The 19,669-nt window shown below is 67.4% G+C and carries 19 protein-coding genes; 11 read left to right on the top strand and 8 right to left on the bottom strand.

Annotated features, from left to right (window positions below):
• Window positions 1–358: 358 nt before the first annotated feature.
• Window positions 359–1,681, top strand: a complete 1,323-nt coding sequence (locus tag OV287_RS27000) for an ammonium transporter (protein ID WP_267536924.1) — start codon at window positions 359–361, stop codon at window positions 1,679–1,681.
• Here OV287_RS27000 and OV287_RS27005 read toward each other — a convergent pair whose 3' ends face one another.
• Window positions 1,682–2,527, bottom strand: coding sequence for an SDR family NAD(P)-dependent oxidoreductase (locus tag OV287_RS27005; RefSeq protein WP_267536925.1), 846 nt, complete (start codon window positions 2,525–2,527; stop codon window positions 1,682–1,684).
• 80 nt (window positions 2,528–2,607) lie between these two features.
• Between OV287_RS27005 and OV287_RS27010 the strand changes: the two genes are divergently transcribed.
• Window positions 2,608–3,234 (top strand): TetR/AcrR family transcriptional regulator, encoded by a 627-nt coding sequence (locus OV287_RS27010; protein ID WP_267536926.1) that lies wholly within the window; start codon window positions 2,608–2,610, stop codon window positions 3,232–3,234.
• Window positions 3,235–3,255: 21 nt separating this feature from the next.
• Here the strand turns inward: OV287_RS27010 and OV287_RS27015 are convergent, their stop codons facing one another.
• Window positions 3,256–3,510, bottom strand: coding sequence for a metallothionein (locus tag OV287_RS27015; RefSeq protein WP_267536927.1), 255 nt, complete (start codon window positions 3,508–3,510; stop codon window positions 3,256–3,258).
• 460 nt (window positions 3,511–3,970) lie between these two features.
• Between OV287_RS27015 and OV287_RS27020 the strand changes: the two genes are divergently transcribed.
• A complete protein-coding gene (locus OV287_RS27020) occupies window positions 3,971–4,555 on the top strand; it encodes a hypothetical protein (RefSeq protein WP_267536928.1) in 585 nt (194 codons plus the stop codon).
• 149 nt (window positions 4,556–4,704) lie between these two features.
• Here the strand turns inward: OV287_RS27020 and OV287_RS27025 are convergent, their stop codons facing one another.
• Window positions 4,705–5,400 (bottom strand): pirin family protein, encoded by a 696-nt coding sequence (locus tag OV287_RS27025; protein WP_267536929.1) that lies wholly within the window; start codon window positions 5,398–5,400, stop codon window positions 4,705–4,707.
• 299 nt (window positions 5,401–5,699) lie between these two features.
• Here OV287_RS27025 and OV287_RS27030 point away from each other — a divergent pair, with 299 nt between their 5' ends.
• The 4 genes from OV287_RS27030 to istB all read left to right on the top strand — a co-directional run bounded on the left by OV287_RS27030 (window position 5,700) and on the right by istB (window position 9,205).
• A complete protein-coding gene (locus OV287_RS27030; RefSeq protein ID WP_267536930.1) occupies window positions 5,700–6,068 on the top strand; it encodes a hypothetical protein in 369 nt (122 codons plus the stop codon).
• 535 nt (window positions 6,069–6,603) lie between these two features.
• Window positions 6,604–6,933: a hypothetical protein gene (locus OV287_RS27035; RefSeq protein WP_267535216.1), complete on the top strand. Its 330-nt coding sequence runs from the start codon at window positions 6,604–6,606 to the stop codon at window positions 6,931–6,933.
• Between the two features lie 9 nt (window positions 6,934–6,942).
• The gene (istA, locus tag OV287_RS27040) at window positions 6,943–8,457 is read left to right on the top strand and encodes an IS21 family transposase (RefSeq protein WP_267536931.1); all 1,515 of its coding nucleotides are present in this window, start codon (window positions 6,943–6,945) and stop codon (window positions 8,455–8,457) included.
• On the top strand, window positions 8,438–9,205 hold the full coding sequence (istB, locus tag OV287_RS27045) for an IS21-like element helper ATPase IstB (protein WP_267533277.1): 768 nt from the start codon (window positions 8,438–8,440) through the stop codon (window positions 9,203–9,205). The genes istA and istB overlap by 20 nt, the downstream gene beginning before the upstream one ends.
• On the opposite strand, the gene OV287_RS27050 is transcribed toward istB, so the two are convergent.
• Window positions 9,129–10,448, bottom strand: a complete 1,320-nt coding sequence (locus OV287_RS27050; protein ID WP_267536932.1) for a hypothetical protein — start codon at window positions 10,446–10,448, stop codon at window positions 9,129–9,131. The two genes, istB and OV287_RS27050, sit on opposite strands and share 77 nt — an antisense overlap.
• A 215-nt stretch (window positions 10,449–10,663) precedes the next feature.
• On the opposite strand from OV287_RS27050, the gene OV287_RS27055 reads away from it, so the two are divergent.
• Both OV287_RS27055 and OV287_RS27060 read left to right on the top strand, forming a co-directional pair.
• Window positions 10,664–10,882 carry a hypothetical protein gene (locus OV287_RS27055; RefSeq protein WP_267536933.1) on the top strand — a complete coding sequence of 73 codons (219 nt, stop codon included), beginning with the start codon at window positions 10,664–10,666 and terminating at the stop codon, window positions 10,880–10,882.
• Between the two features lie 9 nt (window positions 10,883–10,891).
• Window positions 10,892–11,218, top strand: a complete 327-nt coding sequence (locus OV287_RS27060; RefSeq protein ID WP_267536934.1) for an SRPBCC family protein — start codon at window positions 10,892–10,894, stop codon at window positions 11,216–11,218.
• A gap of 604 nt (window positions 11,219–11,822) precedes the next feature.
• Here the strand turns inward: OV287_RS27060 and OV287_RS27065 are convergent.
• Window positions 11,823–13,220, bottom strand: a complete 1,398-nt coding sequence (locus OV287_RS27065) for an NHL repeat-containing protein (protein ID WP_267536935.1) — start codon at window positions 13,218–13,220, stop codon at window positions 11,823–11,825.
• Window positions 13,221–14,342: 1,122 nt separating this feature from the next.
• Between OV287_RS27065 and OV287_RS27070 the strand changes: the two genes are divergently transcribed.
• Together OV287_RS27070 and OV287_RS27075 are read left to right on the top strand one after the other, a co-directional pair.
• Window positions 14,343–15,035 carry a YcnI family copper-binding membrane protein gene (locus tag OV287_RS27070; protein ID WP_267536936.1) on the top strand — a complete coding sequence of 231 codons (693 nt, stop codon included), beginning with the start codon at window positions 14,343–14,345 and terminating at the stop codon, window positions 15,033–15,035.
• 217 nt (window positions 15,036–15,252) lie between these two features.
• Window positions 15,253–16,380 (top strand): methanobactin export MATE transporter MbnM, encoded by a 1,128-nt coding sequence (locus tag OV287_RS27075; RefSeq protein ID WP_308809743.1) that lies wholly within the window; start codon window positions 15,253–15,255, stop codon window positions 16,378–16,380.
• Between the two features lie 33 nt (window positions 16,381–16,413).
• On the opposite strand, the gene OV287_RS27080 is transcribed toward OV287_RS27075, so the two are convergent.
• The 3 genes from OV287_RS27080 to OV287_RS27090 form a co-directional block, all read right to left on the bottom strand.
• Window positions 16,414–17,175: a hypothetical protein gene (locus OV287_RS27080; RefSeq protein WP_267536937.1), complete on the bottom strand. Its 762-nt coding sequence runs from the start codon at window positions 17,173–17,175 to the stop codon at window positions 16,414–16,416.
• Between the two features lie 134 nt (window positions 17,176–17,309).
• Window positions 17,310–18,701: an alginate export family protein gene (locus tag OV287_RS27085; RefSeq protein ID WP_267536938.1), complete on the bottom strand. Its 1,392-nt coding sequence runs from the start codon at window positions 18,699–18,701 to the stop codon at window positions 17,310–17,312.
• Between the two features lie 76 nt (window positions 18,702–18,777).
• The gene (locus OV287_RS27090; protein WP_267536939.1) at window positions 18,778–19,473 is read right to left on the bottom strand and encodes a pirin family protein; all 696 of its coding nucleotides are present in this window, start codon (window positions 19,471–19,473) and stop codon (window positions 18,778–18,780) included.
• Between the last annotated feature and the right edge of the window lie 196 nt (window positions 19,474–19,669).

The raw sequence follows: 19,669 nt of genomic DNA on the forward strand, positions 1-19,669 counted from the left end.
CCGCCGTCAACCCCAGGGCAGCCTCCTACGAATTTGTAGGAATTCCTCTTCGAGGCGACAAAAACGTAGGACAGAGACGCGCCCCTCCTCTGGGAAGGAGTACGTATCGCGAGGTGGCCTTCATTTCCGGGTGCCCTTCAAGGGTCCTACAATTTTGTCGGCTATCCCTGGGGAAAATACAAATTTGTAGGAAATAGGGCGGCCAGGCATTCCACCAGACAGGCGGCTTCAGCCCGGGGTTTTCCTCACGATTTCGAGGGGATGGCGCCACCCCCGGGCGTGAGAGGGCTTTGGCCTTTCTGTTGCACTGGCACCGGGGTGTGCGGGCCTACCGGGCCCATCGCCGTGCGAGGTGAGGATGCCGAGCGGAATCGTCGGAGCCGATGTGGCGTGGGTGCTGGTAGCGAGCGCCCTGGTGATGTTGATGGTGCCAGGCCTGGCGCTCTTCTACGGAGGCATGGTGCAGGGCAAGAACGTGCTCTCCACCCTCATGCACAGCTTCGGCGCTCTGGCGGTGGTGACGGTGGTCTGGGCGCTGTGGGGTTACTCGCTTGCTTTCGGAGAGAGCCACGGCGGCCTCATCGGAGGGGCCACTCACCTGTTCATGAAGGGGGTGGGGCAGGAGGCCAAGGGCACGCTGCCTCACATCCTCTTCTTCCTCTTCCAGGGCACCTTCGCCGCCATCACGCCCGCGCTCATCAGCGGTGCGTATGCCGAGCGGCTCAAGTTCTCCGCCTTCCTTCTCTTCACCGTGTTGTGGGCGACGTTCGTGTACGCCCCCGTGGCGCACTGGGTCTGGGCTCCGGACGGCTGGCTGCTGAAGCTGGGCGCGCTCGACTTCGCCGGTGGCGCCGTGGTGCACCTCACCAGTGGTGTCTCGGCGCTCGTGGTGGCGCTCGTGGTGGGCCGCCGCCGAGGGGCGCGTCAGCCCCCGCACAACCTCACCTTCACGCTGCTGGGCGCGGGGCTCCTCTGGTTCGGCTGGTTCGGCTTCAACGCGGGCAGCGCACTCGCCGCGAATGAGCTGGCGGCCGTCGCCGCGGCGAACACCCACCTGGCGGCTGCGGCCGGTGCGGTGGCGTGGGGCCTCGTGGACCTGGTGCGTCTGAAGAAGGTGACCGCGCTGGGCGCTGCCAGCGGGCTTGTCGCGGGCCTGGTGGGCATCACTCCCGCGGCCGGCTTCGTCTCACCCATGGGCGCGCTGGCCATCGGGCTCCTGGCCGGCTCGGTCTGCTATGGCGGCGTCCTCCTCAAGGAGCACTTCCGCTACGACGATGCCCTGGATGTCGTCGGCGTGCATGGAATTGGGGGCGCGCTCGGTGCCCTGCTCACTGGAGTGTTCGCCACGGTGGCCGTCAATCCGGCCGGGGCCGATGGTCTGCTCGCGAGCGGACAGTGGGCCCTCCTTGGCAAGCAGGCGCTCGGCGTGCTGGTAGTGGCTGCCTTCTCCGCGCTCCTGACCTTTGTCCTCCTCAAGGGGGTGCAGGCGGTGGTGGGCCTGCGTGTGGATGCCGAGGCTGAGTTCGAGGGGCTGGATCCCCACGTCCATGGCGAGCGCGCCTACCACACCGGCATCTCGCTAGGTGGCCACAGCGCGGTGCCGCGTGATGCGTCTGCCCCGGTGGTCCGCGAGGAGAAGGAGAAGGCGCCGATCGGCGCCGACCCCGTGATGGAGGGTTGATCACCCGGCCCTGTCGAGCGCCTTCCGCCGCCACCGCCGGGCTCCCGCCACCAGCAGCGACTGGTAGAGGGTCGGCAGGGCCCGCTGCACCAGATCGATCAGCACCGCGTCGGTGCCAATGAGTTGGCGCCGGCGATTCTTGAGGATGGCCTGGAGGATGTCCTGGGCCGCCCGCTCCGGCGTGGTCGCGAAGGCCTTCTCGAAGTCGCGGGAGGCCTGCGCATCCACCCAGCCCTTCCGCTCGGTGACGCGGGCATTCCGGGCGATGTTCGTCTTGATGCCACCGGGGTGCACGCTGGTCACTCCGATGGGAAGCCCCTCGATCTCCAGCTCCTGGCGCAGCGCCTCGGTGAAGCCCTTCACTGCGAACTTGGCGGCGTTGTAGGCGCCCTGCGTTGGCACACCGATCAGCCCGAAGACGCTGGAGATGTTGACGATGTGCCCATCCCCGGAGGCCTTGAGGTGCGGCAGGAAGGCCTTGGTGCCATGCACCACGCCCCAGAAGTTGATGTTCATGAGCCACTCGAAGTCCTCGTAGCGCACGTCTTCGATGGTGGAGCCCAGGGCCACGCCAGCGTTGTTGATGATGACGTTGACGCCCCCGAGCTCGCGCGCGACCTGCGCCGCCCAGGCCTCGACCTCCTCACGTCTGGCCACATCGACTCGGGCGGTGAGTACCTTGACGCCCGACTGGCCGCACTGCTCCGCCGTCTCCGCCAGCCCCTTCTCGTTCACATCCGAGATCGCGATATGGCAGCCGCGCTGCGCCAGCAGCTTCGCCAGAGCCCGGCCGATTCCCGAGCCCGCGCCGGTGATCGCCGCGACCTTGCCCTGTACTGTCTTCATTCCTGACTCCGATGGGGTGGGGTGATGGGAGCACGCTGGTACTCAGCAGTACCATCGACTGTGGTACGATCGGGTACCAGATGCAAGCCCCCCCTGTGACTGGCGAGACGAGCCCTGAAAGTACCGAGAACCCGAACCGCATCCGGTTGCTCGAGGGGATGGCGGCGGCGATCACCGAGAAGGGCTATGCGGCCACCACCATCGCGGATGTCGTCCGGCACGCGCGGGTGTCCAAGCGCACCTTCTACGAGCACTTCGAGGACAAGGACGCGTGCTTCCTCGCCTCGTACGTGCGGGCCAGCGAGGAGACGCTGCGCGCGATCGCCACTGCCGCCTTCGCGGCTGGCCTCCCATGGGAGGAGCGGATCCATGCCGCGGTACGCACCTACCTCCACGTGCTCGAGGAGAAGCCAGCGCTGACGCGGACGTATCTGCTGGAGATCCTCGCGGCGGGCCCGCGTGCGCTGAAGCTGCGGCGCGAGGTACACCAGCGCTTCGCCGAGCAGCTGCGCGAACTGGCGCAGACGGCTCGCGGTGAGCACTCGGAGCTGCGCGAACTCTCACCGGCGATGGCGACGGCGCTCGTTGGAGGGATCAACGAGCTGGTCCTCGTCGCGGTCGAGAAGGGGCGCGCGGGTCAACTCCGGGAGCTGGCGGAGACAGCAACGGAGCTGGTGCGTGCGGTGCTCGTGGCGCCGGAGAAGTAGGCGGCTGGGTTCGCGCCGGATCTACTGGGCCGCGGGGGCGTGCTCCTCGTTGTCGACGATGGAGCGGGCTCCGGCGGCGTGGGCGCAATGGGCACAGCAGTAGAAGGTGCCGTTGGCCTCGATGCCGTGGCCGATCACCTTGCAGTCACAGTGGTCGCAGACGGGGGCCAGCTTGTGGATGGCACACTCGAAGCTGTCGAAGGTGTGAGTGACGCCAGCGGTGGTGACCTGGAAGGCCAGATAGTAGTCGTTGCCGCAAACCTCGCACTTGGCCATGGAAGCCTCCTGGCACAAGAGTGGGGCCGCGCATGCCCCGAGGCGAGCCTCCTGCCCCCGGGTCCGAGCGGCTCGCGTCAGCCGCTGGCTCTCACCCAGGCCGCCTGCCCATCGCCAGGCTGTCCGGCCTGGGGGCATGGGTGGGTCCGAGACCTTCCCGTGAGAGGATTCCATTACAAGTGAACCGAACCCGGACCCGTTTCGGCTGACGCGTCCTTCGTGGGGCTGACGCGTCAACGACCGAGGCTGACGCGTCAATTGGGTGGTGTCGCTGTAGCTTTGAAGCGAGCTCCAGAGGCATTGCGGACTGACGCCCCCTGGTATGTCGCTTGCTCTGAGCCAGGTCAGGCGGGACGAACTCCTCGCCGTGAACCCCATGTCAGGGTTCAGCAACAACAAGCATCAGCAGTCGCGGATCCCAGTCACTCCACCTGTATCTGAAAGAAGGAGCTGGTAACACATGGCGACGAATATCACGTTTCTGATCGATTCCACGAAACTCCAAAAAGGAGGGCCCTCCATCAACGCTCCGGTGGCTGTAAGCCATCCGCCGTTCGTCCTGAACGGTAAGCCGATGGACCCGGAGTACAAGGTACCCATCGGGGGCGGGGAGAATGTCGTCATCTACACGGAGGAGGCGAATCATTCCCAGTCCGTGAAGGTCGCGCCCTGCGGCATCGTCGCGCATACCTTCAAGGGGGAGGCACTCAGCCCCAGCATCATGAAGGACCCCACGCTGCGGCCCATCGACATCCCCAACTTCGAGCTGTACCCGGGCCCCGTGCCTGATTTCATCGCGTACCTCCCCGATGACAACCCGCAGTGGACGGCGGCCCCCCCTTCCTGGCCGTATTGGGCCGGCAATCCCCTCATCTCGCAAGGCCTCTACGCGAGCATGACGCGGACCTACGTCCCGTACGTTACGTTCAATGGCAGCCGCATTGTGAGCGGTGAGCTGCAGTACGGGTTGGTGTTCGGACTGACGAGGGATGGGACAAGCGTCGAGTATTTCTACTTCGACCCCTATCTCGTCATCAACTCGTAAAGCTTTCCCCACGTACGCTGATCGCGCAAGCCGGACGCAATTGATTGGGCATCCCTTGCGCGAAGCCGTGCAGTAAGCCACCGCTCCTGCCCAGCTCGCGAGTGCCCAGGGGGTGATACCCCTGGGCATCGATGGGCAGGATGAACATGTCAGGCGAGGTCGAAGAGCAGGGCCTCGACCGGCTCGGAGGCGGTGAGCACCAGCCGGGACTCCTGGGACACGGCCACGCCGTCTCCGGCCTTCAGCTCCACGCCGTTGAGCGTGCCCTTGCCCCGTGCCAGCTGAACCCAGGCGTGGCGGTCCGGAGCCAGCGTGTACTCGGCCTGCTCGCCCTTGCCCAGCAGCGTGCTGTGCAGCACCACGTCCTGGTGCACGGTGAGGCTGCCGTCGCGCGCGTCGGGGCTGGCCACCACGCGCCAGCGGCCCTGGCGCTCGGACTCGGGGAAGGCCTTCTGCTCATAGCCGGGCTTCAGTCCTCGCTGGTTGGGGACAATCCATATCTGCAGGAAGTGCAGCTCCTCGTTGGCGCCGTTCATCTCGCTGTGCTGGATGCCGGTTCCCGCCGTCATGCGCTGTACCTCGCCGGTGCGCAGCAGTTCCTCGCCGCCCGTGCTGTCGCGGTGCGCGATGGCGCCGCTGAGCGGGTAGGTGATGATCTCCATGTCCCGGTGCGGGTGCGTGTCGAAGCCCTCGCCCGCGGTGACGCGATCCTCGTTGATGACGCGCAGGGAGCGGAAGCCCATGAAGCTGGGGTCGTAGTAGCCGCCGAAGGAGAAGGTATGGTGGGAGTCCAGCCAGCCGTGGTCGGCATGTCCGCGTGCTTCAGAAGGTCGAACGGTCATCATGGGGTGCTCCTTGTCTCCATTTGGACCCCCCCAAGATGACGGCGAGGCGGGTGCTTCGCCAGACGTGAATCCAGGAAGGACCGTTCCATCCATGGGACAAACCAGGCCGCGGCTCGCCGTGTGTCGTTTCAGCTGAAGGATCGGAGGAGAGCCGCGCGTAGATGTGAGGAGCCATGGGAGGGCGTGGGAAGAGAAGCCGGAGGAGGGACGACACTTCTGTGGTCCGCTGGCAGCATGGTGGAGCGAGCGCCAGAGGGGACTCTCCGACGAGGCCTGACCGGTGCTCACCCAGGGAGCCGGTGGTCTATCTCACCACCTACCCCGGCTTTTCCAGCGCATGCGTCTTCAAGATGTCTCCGCCGCCCGCGCTCTACGAAGTGGACCTGCGTGAAAGCCAGCCCTGGATGAGGAAGCGTCCGGGGCGCTCCGGGCTGATGGTGTTCGAGTTCTCCCACGACGATGCGCACATGTTGGCGGCGGTGGTTCAACGACACCCGCAGGGCAGGGATGGGTGCACGACGAATGCCTTCGATGCGCTCCTCGTGGTCGAGCGCTCCCTGTTCGAGCGCACCGGGTTGGAATCGCTCGTCGGTGCCAGTGTCCGGCTCGATGAGCCGGCGGAGCCGATCGGCCAGGCACTGCAGGGCTACGTGGGCTGGCTGCGCTGACGTTTCCGCGGCCAGCGTCCGGGCAGCGGCATGCGCTCGGCTCCTCGTCGAGTCCGCGCCGGGGCGGGGCTCCATGAGCGCCCGCTCCAGCGGACGCCTCACGGACAGGTGTCGGAGTAGACTGTTGATGGTCACCAGGAAGCGCAGGTTCCTGGTCATGGGTCGCCGGGAGTTGCCTGACTTCAAGACCACTCCCTGAGATGGGTGTGGCCGAGAAGTTGAGGGGGGGAGAGTGCGCCGGTGGAGTCCACGGTCGCGCGCGTCCTGAAAAGACGGAAGGCCCACCAGTAGCGGCTGGAGGGCCCTCCTTGGAGGCGCGCCCTGGTGTGCGAGAGGGGCGAGCCGGTGAGGAAGAGGTAGCGCACTCCGGGGCGCGGCGCCAGAAGCCGGCGCGCGCAGGAGTGTCGTGGAGGCGCTGCGCTTCGTGGTGTGCGGCCGGCCCGAGTGTCGGCAGGTGTTCTTCCTCTGCTCTGCGTGCGACCGTGGCCAGCGCTACTGCGGGCCGCCGTGCAGTCGAAGGGCGCGGGCGGAGTCAATGCGCGCGGCTGGTGCGCGCTACCAGCGCACCCGGGACGGACGGCACGCACATGCCGCGCGGCAGGCGGCCTGGCGGGAGCGGCGGCGAGAGAAAGTGACGCATCAGTCTCCCGCTGCCGTGGCGCGGACAGCCAGTGTGCCCGTCGCGCCGGCCCCGGCCGCCACGCAGGTGGCCGCGGAGCCGAGCGCAGCGAGGCCACTGCCGCATGCACCGCCGCCCTCCATCCCCGCCTGCACCTCGTGCGGGCGTCAGAGTCCCTTCCTGCGCCACACCACGCTTGCGCGCACCCACGTGGGCCGGCGCTTCAGGGCTGCCCGTCCGCCGTGAGGTGGGCCCATGATTTCCCCCGAACTCGCCGCCCGCATCCGCCGACTGCACTTCGCCGAGCACTGGAAGGTGGGCACCATCTGCTCCGAGCTGAGCGTGCACCACGACACCGTCCGGCGCGCCCTGACGCTCGAGCGCGTCAGCGGCACGGGGGTGAAGTCCGTCAGGCCCACGCTGCTGGATGCCTACAAGGGCTTCATCCAAGCCACCCTGGAGGCCCACCCACGCCTCACCGCCATGCGCCTCTTCCACATGGTGAAGGCGCGCGGCTACGTGGGTGGCCCGCTCCAGGTGCGCCGCTACGTGCGCACGGTGCGTCCCACCTCTCGCGCCGAGGCCTTCCTGCGCCGCAGCACGCTTCTGGGCGAGGAGGCCCAGGTGGATTGGGGACACTTCGGCACGCTGTCCGTGGGCAACACGCGCCGCCCTCTGTGCTGCTTCGTCATGGTGCTGGGCCACAGCCGCGCCCTCTACGCGCGCTTCTTCCTCGACATGACGCTGGAGAGCTTCCTCAGGGGCCACGTGCTGGCCTTCCAGGCGCTGGGGGGCGTGCCGCGCGCGCTGCTGTACGACAACTTGAAGTCCGTGGTGCTCGAGCGCGCCGGAGACGCCATCCGCTTCCACCCGCGCCTGCTGGAATTGGCTGGCCACTACCACTTCGCACCCAAGCCCTGCGCCCCCTACCGCGGCAACGAGAAGGGCAAGGTGGAGCGCACCATCCGCTACCTGCGCGACTCCTTCTTCGCCGCGCGCACCTTTAGCGGCGTGGATGACCTCAACGCGCAAGCGGCGCGGTGGGCGGCCGAGGTGGCCCACGCGCGCCAATTGCCCGGCGACGTCACCGGGCGCACCGTCGCCACGGCCCTCGAGGAGGAACGCCCGCGGCTGCTGCCCCTGCCCGCACACCCGTTTCCCACGGACGTGGTGCGCCCCGTCGCCTCCGGCAAGACGCCCTACGTGCGCTTTGACTCCAACGACTACTCCATTCCACACACCCTGGTGAAGAAGCCCCTCACCCTGGTGGCCTCCGAGACACGCGTACGCGTACTGGACGGCTCCGAGGAGGTGGCCTCCCACCCGCGCTGCTTCGAGAAGGGCCGCACCCTGGAGCAGCCCGGCCACCTCGCCGCTCTCGCCGACGCCAAGGCCCGCGCGCACGAGCTGCGCGGCCGAGACTTGCTGCGCGCCTCCTGCCAGCAGGCAGAGGGCTTCCTCGCGGCCCTCGCCCAGCGCGACCTCTCGCTGTCACACCACACTGCTCAATTGCTGAAGTTACTTACGCTCCACGGCGCACGCGCCCTGGATGAGGCCCTCGCCGAGGCCCTGCGCAAGGGGGCGGTGAGCGCCCCCGCCGTGGCCCACCTCCTGGAGCAGCGCGCTCGCCGCCAGCGTCAGCCTCCACCACTCACCGTGGTGCTGCCGGATGACCCGCGCATCGCCGCCTCCCGCACCCGCCCCCACTCCCTCGCCGACTATGACCGCCTCCTTAACAAGGACTCCGCCGATGACGACTCCACTCGCTGACCGCCTGGCCTCCCTCGGACTGCACGCCACCTCCCAGGGCCTCGCGGACCTCATCGCCCGCGCCACGAAGGCCAGATGGGGCGCTACCGAGTTGCTGGAGCACCTGGCCGACGAGGAGCAGAAGGAACGCGGCCGCAGAAGTCTCGAGCGGCGCCTGTCTCGCAGCCGCCTTGGCCGCTTCAAGCCCATGGCGGACTACGACTGGGGATGGCCCAAGAAGATTGACCGCGAGGCCGTCGAGTCCGCCTTGCGCCTGGATTTCCTGGAGCGCGCGCGCAACGTCGTCATTGTCGCCCCTCAGGGACTGGGCAAGACGATGATCGCGCAGAACATCGCCCACCAGGCCGTCCTCAAGGGGCACTCCGCTCTCTTCGTCACCGCCTCCCAGTTGCTGCTCGACCTGGGCGCCCAGGACACCAGCCGCGCACTGGACCGCCGCCTGCGCCACTACACCAGCCGCACCAGCCTGCTCGTCATCGACGAGATGGGCTACCTCGCCTACGACGCGCGCAACGCGGACCTCCTCTTTCAAGTCGTGGCGCGCAGGTATGAACAACGCTCATTGGTGATGACCACGAATCTGGCGTTTTCGGACTGGCCGACCATTTTTCCCAACGCCGCGTGCGCCACCGCGCTGATTGACCGCGTCATCCACCACGCGGACGTCCTCGCTATCGAAGGCGAGAGCTACCGCCGCCGCGAGGCCGAGGAGGCCGCGACGACCAGGAGGGCGAAGTCCAAGCGCTGAGCCTCACCTCGGACCGGGATGCCGGACCCCCGGCACACCTCCAGCGTCCCAGTCCAAATTTCCGCGTTTCCTCGTGAACGCCAACATAGACGGGCGAGCGGGTGAGAGTGCCGGTCTCGTCCATCCGGAGCGTGGTGCCCGCGATGAGCCCGGACACGGCGCGTGCCGTGGCGATGAAGGAGGAGGGGCTCGTCACCTCGACCTGGTAGATGAAGCGGCACCCACCGAGCCAGGAGCTGTCCGGACCCACGGGGCGCGTGCCATCCGTGCAACTCAAGGGCAGGAAGCCCGTCTCCGCGAGGTTGCTCGAGTACCTATCCTTCTCCTGGAAGAAGGCCTGCTCCGTCGTGAAGAGGGCCCGGATGTTCGCGAGGCCCTCCTCCTCCTGGGCGGTGCACACGGACGTGGTGGGCACCCGCTCTTCCCAGGGGATGTAGCGGCGCACCCCGGCGCGCTCCAACCAGAAGACGATGTTCTGGATCGAGGGTGAGCCGATCTGCAGCGTGACGTCCGCGACCGAAGTGCCCGCGGCCCCTTGCCCGATGACAGTGAAGGCGGGAGTCGGCGAACCCGACACCGACGTCACCCGATAGGCGAAGTGACAGCCGGCCACCCAATCGGGTCCGGGCAGGGGCGCACGCGAGCCATCCGTGCAGCTCATGGGCCAGAAACCCATCTGCGCGAGGGTGCTCGGATACTGGTTCTTCTCCCAGAAGGACGCCTGCATTCCCTGGAAGATGTGGCTCATGGCCAGGACGCCCTCGCTCTCGTGAGCGGAGAAGGACCCGGTGGGCTGGCACTCATTCCAGTCGACGAAGCGACGCACTCCGGACTGCTCCAGCCAGAAGATGATGTTCTGGAACGAGGGCGAGCCAATCTGTAGCGTGACGTTCTCGGCCGGAGTGCCCGCGGCGCCCTGCGCGATGGCGGTGAAGGACGCAGCCGGCAGACCCGTCACCGACGTCACGTGATAGGCGAAATGGCAGCCCGCCACCCAGCCGGGACCGGGCACGGGCGCACGCGAGCCATCCGCGCACGCTGCGGGCGAGAAGCCCACCTGCGCCAGATCCTGTGAATAGCGATCCCTCTCCTGGAAGGAGGACTGCTCCGCCTCGAACAGCGACTGCATCTCGCGGATGCCCTCGCCGCCGACCCCTGCACAAGTGTCCTCCGCCATGGCCACCGGGGACCACGGCCCGCACAGCACTCCCACCACGGACAGCCACCGCATTCGACGCATCATGTGAACCTCCTCCTTCCGCGCTCCTGTTACCCGCGGACACCCCGGGGTCAATATCGGTTCCCAGCGGGCATGCCGTCCAATGCCAAGTGCTACCGGCAACGCCGCGGGCGAGTCGCATGTGCACCCCGGTGATGCTCACATCGGCACTCAACCCACTCATTCATCAAGAGAGGACCGGTGGCAATGGAGTGGCCGGCCCAACCACGAGCAGGCACATGACTGATTGGAAGACCGAAACGGCGACCGTCGACTTCCGTGAACTCGACATCTCCGAGCTGGCAAGGGTCAGTGGTGGCTACGCCAGCGAGGTGATGTTGAACCCTCAACCGCTGCCGCCGAGATCGATGCGCTATCTCTCGTCGTTGTCTAGGGTGCGGCTGAATCCGCAGCCTGAGCCGCCGGGCATTTTGTTTTCGCCAGGGGTGTCTCTCTAGGAGTTGGGTATGTCCGTCTCTGTCTGTCCAACCGTCGTCGCCCAGGCACCTGCGTCGTTCGTCTGGGCGCTGCTCGTGCAACCCAGAGCGATGGATCGCTGGTGGGACGCGGAGTCGTTGGAGGCGCCGGATCGTCCGCTGGTCCCAGGAGACCGCATCATCGCGCACCCGAAAGGGGCCCCAGGCTTCCTTCGCATCACCGCCGACGTCACGTTGGTGGATACGGAGAACCTGCAGTTCGGGCTCGACATCCGGCTACCACTCGGCCTCCGCAATGAAGAAGTCATCCGTATCACCCCGCTCGGCCCGGAGCGCTGTCGCATCACCTTTGGGTGAAACTTCTCGTTCCTTCCCGGGTGGAGGGGCGCCATGGTGAAGAGGCTTCTCAGCAAGAGGCTCGTCGATGAGCCCGCGGAGGCGCTGGAGCGGCTCAAGGCCGCGGCGGAGTTGGACAGACAGAGAAGGACATGAGAAAGGACATCCCTCGTCCTATGGGACGAGGAGCGCCAGCGCACCGTCACCCTCGGCAACGTGACGTTCCCTCCGTAGCGGTCGCCTGTCGTATACCTGGGCTCGCTCAGGCCTCTGTCTCGCCCGGGGTTGCTCTCTCCTGGAGGAGCAGGGGAGGTTCAGACTTGATCGCCGCCCCGGCGCCTGGTGGCGCAGACACTGGCCCTGAGCGCACCCGCGGCCCACTGGGTGTACCAGTGGGCCGCGAGGACAAACTTGTCGTAGGAGTTCTCCCTCGTCAGAAGCCACCCGAGGTGGCCGGGCGGGCACCGCCGGGAAGAGTTTCGCCACGCTCACCGACGAGGACGGCCGACGCTCCTGAAGGTATCCGGCCGTGCAGGGGTCCGGCCCGGTCGGGCACGGACCTCATCCAGGCCTTCTCCCTGCTGGGGGATGGCTCCCCAGACACCGCTGGATTCAGCGCGGCGCCTCAGTGCCGCTTCTTGCCACCGAGGTAACGTGCGAGCGAGGCGTCCAGGTCGCGGGGCTCGGGAAAGCCCACGACGCTGGCTCCACCCACGAGGATGCGGTCGTCCTCGTCCACGGCCACGGCGAACGCCTGGTCGCCGAAGATGGGGCTCAGGCCGAAGTCGCTCGTCACGAGGCCGCCCGTGCCGAAGCTCGGGTCCAACCGGCCCTGCTTGTCGTAGCGGGCGATGCCGAAATGGACGCCGCCCCGGACATCGTCGCCGACGATACCCGCCGCCACGATACGGCCGTCCGATTGGACGGCTACGTCCATGGCCGAGTCCGAGGAGCGGGAGAAGTCCGTGAGGGTGCGGCCCCCGTCGCCGAAGCGGGTGTCCAGGCGGCCCTCGGAGTCGAGACGGGTGAGGCCGAAGGCGAAGTGGCTCTCGCCGGGCCTGGAGACACGGCCGGCCAGCACCACCTTGCCGCCCGGTTGGATGGCCACGCCCCACGCATCGTCATCCGCGCCGAGGAAATCCACCGTCGTGCGGCCACTCGTGCCGAAGGACGGGTCCAACGTCCCATCCGGGCGCAGGCGGATGGCGGCGTAGTCGTCGCCGGAGCCGGGCACGGCGGCGCTGCCCGCCACGACGATGCGGCATCCCGGAAGAATGGACATGGCGAGCCCGAAGTCGGCTCCCCCCGAGAAGTCCACGTTGACCGTGCCGCCGCTGCCAAAGCTGGGGTCCAGACTCCCATCCTTGCGCAGACGGGCGATGGCGAAGTCATAGCTGGAGCGCGCGTCCAGGGTCAGTCCCGCCACGACGATGCGGCCGTTGGGTTGGATGCCCACGTCATGGGCCAGCGAGACGATGTGGCCACCGAAGTCGATCGTCGTCCATCCCCCGGTGCCGAAGGACGTGTCCAGCCGGCCGTCCTTCAGGTAGCGCGCGACGAGGAAGACGTCGCGAGGGGCCGAGGTGGTGGTGAAGCCGGCGATCACCAGTTTCCCATCCGGCTGGATGGCCACCGCGCGAGCCACGTCCGTGCCGCCGAAGTCCGTGGTCACCCTGCCGCCCTCGCCGAAGGAGGGGTCCAGCCTGCCGTCCTCCAGGTAGCGCATCAGCGCGACGTTCGTGTTGTTCGTCAGCGTGTTGCGTGTCGAGCCAACGGTGACGATGCGCCCATCGCGCTGGATGGCGAGGTCCTCTATCTGCTCGGCGCCGCCGGAGAAGTCGGTGGTGACGACGCCCCCCGAGCCGAAGGACGGATCCAACGTGCCCGCGCGGGGAGTGGGGGTGTCCCATTCCGCCACTCCCATGGGCACGACAGACTTTGGCGCCTCCGCCCACGCCCCCGCACCGGCCAACGCCAACCACACGCCCACCCACCGCCCATACCCGGGCCCTTGTCGTTTCATGGCATCCCCCTCTCCCGGCGTTTCGCCTTCACCGGGTGAGGGACGTTAGGCCATGGCAACGCCTGGGGAATCCTGTCCAACTGTCCATGCCGGTGTCATGAGCCTCGTTGAGAGCCGGGGGGAATGCCAGGAACCGAGCCGCTTGGCGGGGGCTCGGTTCCACCGGAACAAGGGCGTCTCCATGGGCTTGCGCGGGGTGATTACAGCACTGTGTTCGCGGTGGCGCCCGTGCGCGGGAACGCTGCCCTCCGGGCTCAGGGCGAGAGGTTCAAGATGGGCACCAGCCCTGGCTCGGCCCCGGCCTCCACCACCCCGCCACACCCCAGCAAGCCCGCACACACGAGCACGCCCCAGACCCACGGTCTCCAGTCCCATCCCATGGTCTTCCCCCTCACCCGAGCGACTACTCCGTCAGCCTCAAGGTAACGGCGGTATTCCGAAGGAGCATCGCCCCCGAGTGCTGCCAGGAGCCGATGAGCAGCCGCTCGCGGACTGAGCGCGGAGCCCCCACCCCCATTACGCTCGGGTGGAGTGATCGAGCCTTGCAGGCTCGCGCCATGGACAGCGAGCGCTGCGCTCACCTCGGAAGGCCGCACCGAATCCAGGTGAGGATGGCGGTCCGCTCCTCGAGCGTCATGGGAACACCGGCAGCGGGGGGCGGCATGGAACAGTCGCGCAGAGAGAAGCGAATGGTGTCCTGCCAGTCCGCGACATGTCCGTAGTCAGCCAGTGACCAGGGGCCTCCGGGAGCGCCGGCGTGGCAGGTGATGCACCGGCGCTCGAAGATTGGCGCCACGTCCGCGTAGCGAGGCGCAGGGTCCGGACAACTGGTGGGGGGCGGTACGTCGCACGCGTAAGGCTGCTCGGGGTCCGTCCCACTGTCTGGAAGCACGGTCCCTGCGTCCGGCTCGCTCACTGGTGGGGCAGGTGTGGGTGTTCCACACGCCACTACCAGGAGGCAGCCGCCGATGAATGCCCATGAAATGACGTCACTCCACGTTCTGTCGCGCATGCGAGCCGAGTCTCGTTCAGGGAAGCAGTTCAACACGTGCGACAATTCGCCTCATTGGCAGGGCCACGTCAACTCGCAGAATGCGCATGAACTTTGGAAGAGGGCATCGCATGAATAAGACGGTAGTAGCGCTGATGGCAGCAACGGGACTCCTCCTGGCGCCGGAAATCGCCAGCGCGCACATCTCGGTGGCCTCTGGCCCTGGCTTCGCCAATACGACGCAGGAAATTGCCTTCGGCGTGGGCCACGGCTGCGCGGGTGCGGACACGTACACCGTGAGAATCGAGATTCCCGCGGGAGTGACGTCGGTGCGGCCCGTGCGGAGTGACTTCGGCAAGGTCTCCGTCGAGAAGAACGCGGCGGGGGATGTGACAGCCGTCGTCTGGCAGAAGGCCGACCAGGAGCTGCTCGAAGGCGATATCAGCTACTACAAGCTCACTGTTCGGCTGAAGGTTCCCAACAAGCCGTTCACCACCCTGTACTTCCCGACCCATCAAACCTGCAAGGCGAGCGATGGGACTCTCTCCACCACCGACTGGGTCGGCACGCCGACGAGCGGAGCAGGTGTGGAGCCCGCGCCGGAGCTAAACATCGTGCCGGCGAGGAAGGCGGGTTGGAACAAGTTCACTGTGCCGAGCGCGCTCTCCGACCTCGGTGTCTTCTTCGGCGACGCGCAAATCGTATGGAGGGGCACGGCGGCTTACAGCGCCAACCCGGCCACCACGGAGTTGGTGAATGCGACCTCGGGCGTCTCGACGCTCACGGAGCTGCAGGCCAACGACGAAATCTGGGTGAAGTACTGATGCGACGCGCGCGAATGAAAGCCCGGTGGTTGTGGCTCCTCGTTCCACTGGTTGCGGCTTCATGCAGGGAGGAGCCGCCTCCAGCGCCGCCACCGGACAGCTTGACTGCGTGTGTGGAGCAACCCACCGCGCTCCCGGGCCCCCCTTCGGGGCAGCTTCCCTGCGAGCTGCTGCCACCCGGCTTCTCGCGGTAGCACCGCCGCCAGGAGTAGACGTGGTGCGAGGTGTCCTCCGGACCGTGTACCTGGGGTTGTCGCTGCTGCTGGCCACGGGGTGCGGCAACACGACCCCGGAGCCGTATGAGTGGAAGCTTCCCGCCGGCTTCCCCGACCCGGCTGTACCCGAGGACAACCCCATGAGCACCGCCAAGGTGGAGCTGGGGCGGTACCTCTTCCATGACAAGCGGCTGTCGGCCAACGGCACCCAGTCCTGCGCGAGCTGCCACCGTCAGGAATACGCCTTCACCGATGGACGCACCACCGCGCTGGGCTCCACGGGCGAGCACCACCGGCGCAACTCCATGTCCCTGGCCAACGTGGCCTACGCGGCCAGCCTCACCTGGGTCAATCCCGTGGTGCCTGGGCTGGAGGCCCAGGCGCTGGTGCCCATCTTCGGAGAGCACCCCGTGGAGCTGGGGCTGGCGGGCCAGGAGGAGCTGCTCCTCCAGCGGCTCTCCGGAGATGCCCGCTACCCGAAGCTCTTCGCCAAGGCGTTTCCCGAGCAGAAGCAGCCGGTGTCCGTGGTCTCGGTGGTACGCGCCATCGCGGCCTTCGAGCGCACGCTCCTCTCGGGTGGCTCACCCTATGACCGGTACTCCTACCGTGGCGAGCGGGATGCCCTGTCCGTCTCCGCCAAGCGCGGAATGAGGCTCTTCTTCTCCGAGCGCCTGAAGTGCTTCCGCTGCCACCAGGGCTTCGCCTTCACGGACTCCGTGAAGCACAAGCTGATGGTGTTCCCAGAGATAACATTCCACAACACCAACCTCTACAACGTGGATGGGCACGGCGCCTATCCCGCCACGGACCAGGGGTTGGTGGAGTTCACCGGCAAGCCGGAGGACATGGGGCGCTACCTCGCTCCCACCCTGCGCAACATCGCCGTGACGGCGCCGTACATGCACGACGGCTCCATTGCCACGCTCTCCGAGGTGATTGACCACTACGCGGCCGGCGGCCGGGCCAGCGCACAGGGGGGAGCGCTCAGCCCCATCCAGAGCGAGTTCGTCCGCGGCTTCACCCTCACGGCCCAGGAGAAGCAGGACCTGCTCACCTTCTTGGAGGCGCTCACGGATACGGAGTTCCTCATGGAGCCGCGCTTCTCGGACCCGCTCGCCTCTGTTCCCTGAGGACCGCGCCCCCAGGGGAAGTCTCTTGTGCGTTCACGGTTGAATGGCACTCGGCTCGGGCTTTGGTCGCTCGGCGACGGGCATGTAGCATTTGCCTTGGTGCTCGGCCTGGTCCTCGTAGCAGGGCGGGCGCTTCGCCAACTCAATCCAGCATCCGCCGTTGATCTCCACTTCGCCTTTCCTGGGCATGCAGGGGGTCTTGGCCTGATTGCGGAAGGGCTTCGCGGGTAGTGGATAAGTGATGGTGGAGGGGGTCGGCTTGGCCGTCTGAACCAATAGGGCAGGCGCATCAGGAGAGGCAGTAGCCTCCACGGCCCCATTGGGAGCAGTGGGCTCCTTGTGGCGCATATGCACCAGCGCCAGGAGCAGGGCGCACACCGCGGCAGCGCTTGCCACGCCCAACCCCAGGCGCCACTGGGGGCGAGATTCATAGTTCTCGGGGACGGCGCGGGCCATGCGCTGCACAGCCTCGCGCACACCTTCAAATGTGAACACCAGCGACTCCACCGACTGCCTGTCGGGAGCTCTGGACCACGGGGTTTGCTCCACTTGCATGGCGACGTAGCCAGGTGAGGCCGACGAGGAGATGAGACTCACCCGCCAGTCCTTCATCGCTGACGCGTCCTGCTCGGCGTTGAGCTTGAGCACGAGGGCCGTTGCCCCGCTTGTCTCGTGCATGGCCCGATAGAGCTCATCCTGGCTGTGAGTGGTTTGCGGCATCTGCTCCTGGAGTTGGTACGGCCCCAACTGCTCCGGATTCTCCTCACGGGTCTCGGCCTGCTTCTGCTCGTCCACGCATGCTCCTCCCTGGCCCCTGAGCCTGCCAGAGGCCTGCTGCTCTTGTTCGCATGGACCGGCTCCAACTGCCAGGAGGTACTCGGTGCATCAGGGGGCGGCCTACTGCACAGGTGCACTCTTCGCCCCCGGTCTCAGAAGCGCACGGAGACCTCGGCCTGGAGGAGGTCGACGTCGCGCGAGGAGCCCGTCTGCTGGAGGAAGGTGCCGGCGAAGAAGCGTGACGCGGTGGCGTACACATGCACGTAACGGCCGAGCTCCCAATCGGCCGTGAGGTTCACCTGATGCCCTACCCAGCGGCTGCGACTTCCGCCAGGCGGTCGCACCAGCATGCCGCTCGGACCATAGACACCATCCTCTACGCTCTGCCGCCAGAAACCGGTCCACTCGGCCGACAGCGCGAGTGAGCGGCTGGGGTACAGACGCAACACGGGGTGCAGGTCGATGAAGTTGTAGGGTCCCAGCAGGGCGATCTCCCCGAAGTAGCTGCCGCGTGGGAAGAGTGGATTGAAGGTCCCCAGCGACGGGGCCTCCGCGTCCGGGTCCCCGGAGGCGATGTCCGCCATCACTCCCAGCCTCGGGGACAGCGGTAGGTGCTCGAGCGTGAAGCCGGTGTCGCTTGCCACCGTCCAAGCGAGGAGGGGCGCGCCCGAGAAGCGGCCCACCTGCAGCACGGCTTCGAGGTTGTAGTCCCACCGCCCGGACGTCCCCCACCACCGGGTGCCCAGGGAGTGGCGCTGCTCGCGGCCCTCGCCCTGCGCGTAGCGGGCCTGACTGTTGGAGAAGCCGAGGTAGTAGAGATCCACGTTCCCACCCGGGAGTACGGGCAGGGGATGCACCGCGTACAGGCCCCAGAAGCCCTGGGAGCGCACCGGGCCGTCATCGAAGACGCCGGGCTCCGTGGCGACAGGCCTCACGACGAAGGCGGAGAGATCCCATCGGTGGAACCGGAGCCGCGTGCGTGCCCCATCGAAGGTCCGGCGCACGTTGGGGCCCTCGCGCACCGAGATGAGGCGGGCCGAGCCGAATTGCAACTCCTGGCGCCCCAGCCGCACCTGGAGCCCCTCGTCCGCGCGCTCCCATGGGCGCAGCTCCACGAAGGCCTGGTGTACATCCAACCGGTCCTCGTCCGTGGGGCCGGGGCCTCCCTCACGTCCGAGCGTCCACCCGCTCTTGAGCTGGAAGAAGGCCCGAGCCAGGTTCCACAGCCACACATCCCCGTGCAGCATGTAGCGCTGTAGCCAGGCCCCGTCCGCGGCGGGTGTCTCGGCCCAGTCGGGGTGGCGGTAATACTCCACCCGCTGGCGCAGATCGCCCCCCAACGAGAGGAACACGGAGCCCGACTCGGTGAGCGGGAGGTACTTCAGCCCATCGAGGGGCGCGCGAGGTGCGTCCGGGGCGCGGAGGTAGCGGTAGTCCTCCTCTGCGCGGAGCACCTTGAAGGGGGGCGGCGAGGACGGCTTCTGCGGGGCCTGGGCCTGGGCGTGCCCGCCAACGAGCAGCCCCACGACGAGCAGCGCGAGCATGGTGGTCCCTCCGCGATGGGGCGGGCGGCACATTCGAGGTTGCCGGGCCCGCCCCGGTGGAATCGCGAGGGACATATCAGGCGAGGTCGAAGAGCAGGGCCTCGACCGGCTCGGAGGCGGTGAGCACCAGCCGGGACTCCTGGGACACGGCCACGCCGTCTCCGGCCTTCAGCTCCACGCCGTTGAGCGTGCCCTTGCCTCTTGCGAGCTGAACCCAGGCGTGGCGGTCCGGAGCCAGCGTGTACTCGGCCTGCTCGCCCTTGCCCAGCAGCGTGCTGTGCAGCACCACATCCTGGTGCACGGTGAGGCTGCCGTCGCGCGCGTCGGGGCTGGCCACCACGCGCCAGCGGCCCTGGCGCTCGGACTCGGGGAAGGCCTTCTGCTCATAGCCGGGCTTCAGTCCTCGCTGGTTGGGGAGAATCCATATCTGCAGGAAGTGCAGCTCCTCGTTGGCGCCGTTCATCTCGCTGTGCTGGATGCCGGTTCCCGCAGTCATGCGCTGCACCTCGCCGGTGCGCAGCAGTTCCTCGCCGCCGGTGCTGTCGCGGTGCGCGATGGCGCCGCTGAGCGGGTAGGTGATGATCTCCATGTCCCGGTGCGGGTGCGTGTCGAAGCCCTCGCCCGCGGTGACGCGGTCCTCGTTGATGACGCGCAGGGAGCGGAAGCCCATGAAGCTGGGGTCGTAGTAGCCGCCGAAGGAGAAGGTATGGTGGGAGTCCAGCCAGCCGTGGTTGTCATGTCCGCGTGCTTCAGAAGGTCGAACGGTCATCATGGGGTGCTCCTTTTCTCCGTTTGGACCCCTCCAAGATGACGGCGAGGCGGGTGCTCCGCCAGATGTGAATCCAGGAAGGACCGTTCCATCCATGGGACAAACCAGGCCGCGGCTCGCCATGTGTCGTTTCAGCCCTCCGGGTGCTCCGGGCCATCCGTGACGGGCTCCGTGGGGCCGACGTCCTCCCGGGCGCGCT

Origin of the sequence: Archangium lansingense, assembly GCF_026626635.1 — a bacterium.
In the GTDB taxonomy this organism is placed as follows: domain Bacteria; phylum Myxococcota; class Myxococcia; order Myxococcales; family Myxococcaceae; genus Archangium; species Archangium lansingense.

Bases quoted from the DNA above. Each gene is read 5' to 3' on its own strand.
- OV287_RS27050 (WP_267536932.1), bottom strand. From the start codon at position 10,448: ATGATGCGTCGAATGCGGTGGCTGTCCGTGGTGGGAGTGCTGTGCGGG.
- OV287_RS27090 (WP_267536939.1), bottom strand. From the start codon at position 19,473: ATGATGACCGTTCGACCTTCTGAAGCACGCGGACATGACAACCACGGC.
- OV287_RS27060 (WP_267536934.1), top strand. From the start codon at position 10,892: ATGTCCGTCTCTGTCTGTCCAACCGTCGTCGCCCAGGCACCTGCGTCG.
- OV287_RS27000 (WP_267536924.1), top strand. From the start codon at position 359: ATGCCGAGCGGAATCGTCGGAGCCGATGTGGCGTGGGTGCTGGTAGCG.
- OV287_RS27035 (WP_267535216.1), top strand. From the start codon at position 6,604: ATGCGCGCGGCTGGTGCGCGCTACCAGCGCACCCGGGACGGACGGCAC.
- OV287_RS27010 (WP_267536926.1), top strand. From the start codon at position 2,608: ATGCAAGCCCCCCCTGTGACTGGCGAGACGAGCCCTGAAAGTACCGAG.
- OV287_RS27055 (WP_267536933.1), top strand. From the start codon at position 10,664: ATGACTGATTGGAAGACCGAAACGGCGACCGTCGACTTCCGTGAACTC.
- OV287_RS27065 (WP_267536935.1), bottom strand. From the start codon at position 13,220: ATGAAACGACAAGGGCCCGGGTATGGGCGGTGGGTGGGCGTGTGGTTG.
- OV287_RS27005 (WP_267536925.1), bottom strand. From the start codon at position 2,527: ATGAAGACAGTACAGGGCAAGGTCGCGGCGATCACCGGCGCGGGCTCG.
- istA (WP_267536931.1), top strand. From the start codon at position 6,943: ATGATTTCCCCCGAACTCGCCGCCCGCATCCGCCGACTGCACTTCGCC.
- istB (WP_267533277.1), top strand. From the start codon at position 8,438: ATGACGACTCCACTCGCTGACCGCCTGGCCTCCCTCGGACTGCACGCC.
- OV287_RS27085 (WP_267536938.1), bottom strand. From the start codon at position 18,701: ATGCTCGCGCTGCTCGTCGTGGGGCTGCTCGTTGGCGGGCACGCCCAG.
- OV287_RS27070 (WP_267536936.1), top strand. From the start codon at position 14,343: ATGAATAAGACGGTAGTAGCGCTGATGGCAGCAACGGGACTCCTCCTG.
- OV287_RS27015 (WP_267536927.1), bottom strand. From the start codon at position 3,510: ATGGCCAAGTGCGAGGTTTGCGGCAACGACTACTATCTGGCCTTCCAG.
- OV287_RS27020 (WP_267536928.1), top strand. From the start codon at position 3,971: ATGGCGACGAATATCACGTTTCTGATCGATTCCACGAAACTCCAAAAA.
- OV287_RS27025 (WP_267536929.1), bottom strand. From the start codon at position 5,400: ATGATGACCGTTCGACCTTCTGAAGCACGCGGACATGCCGACCACGGC.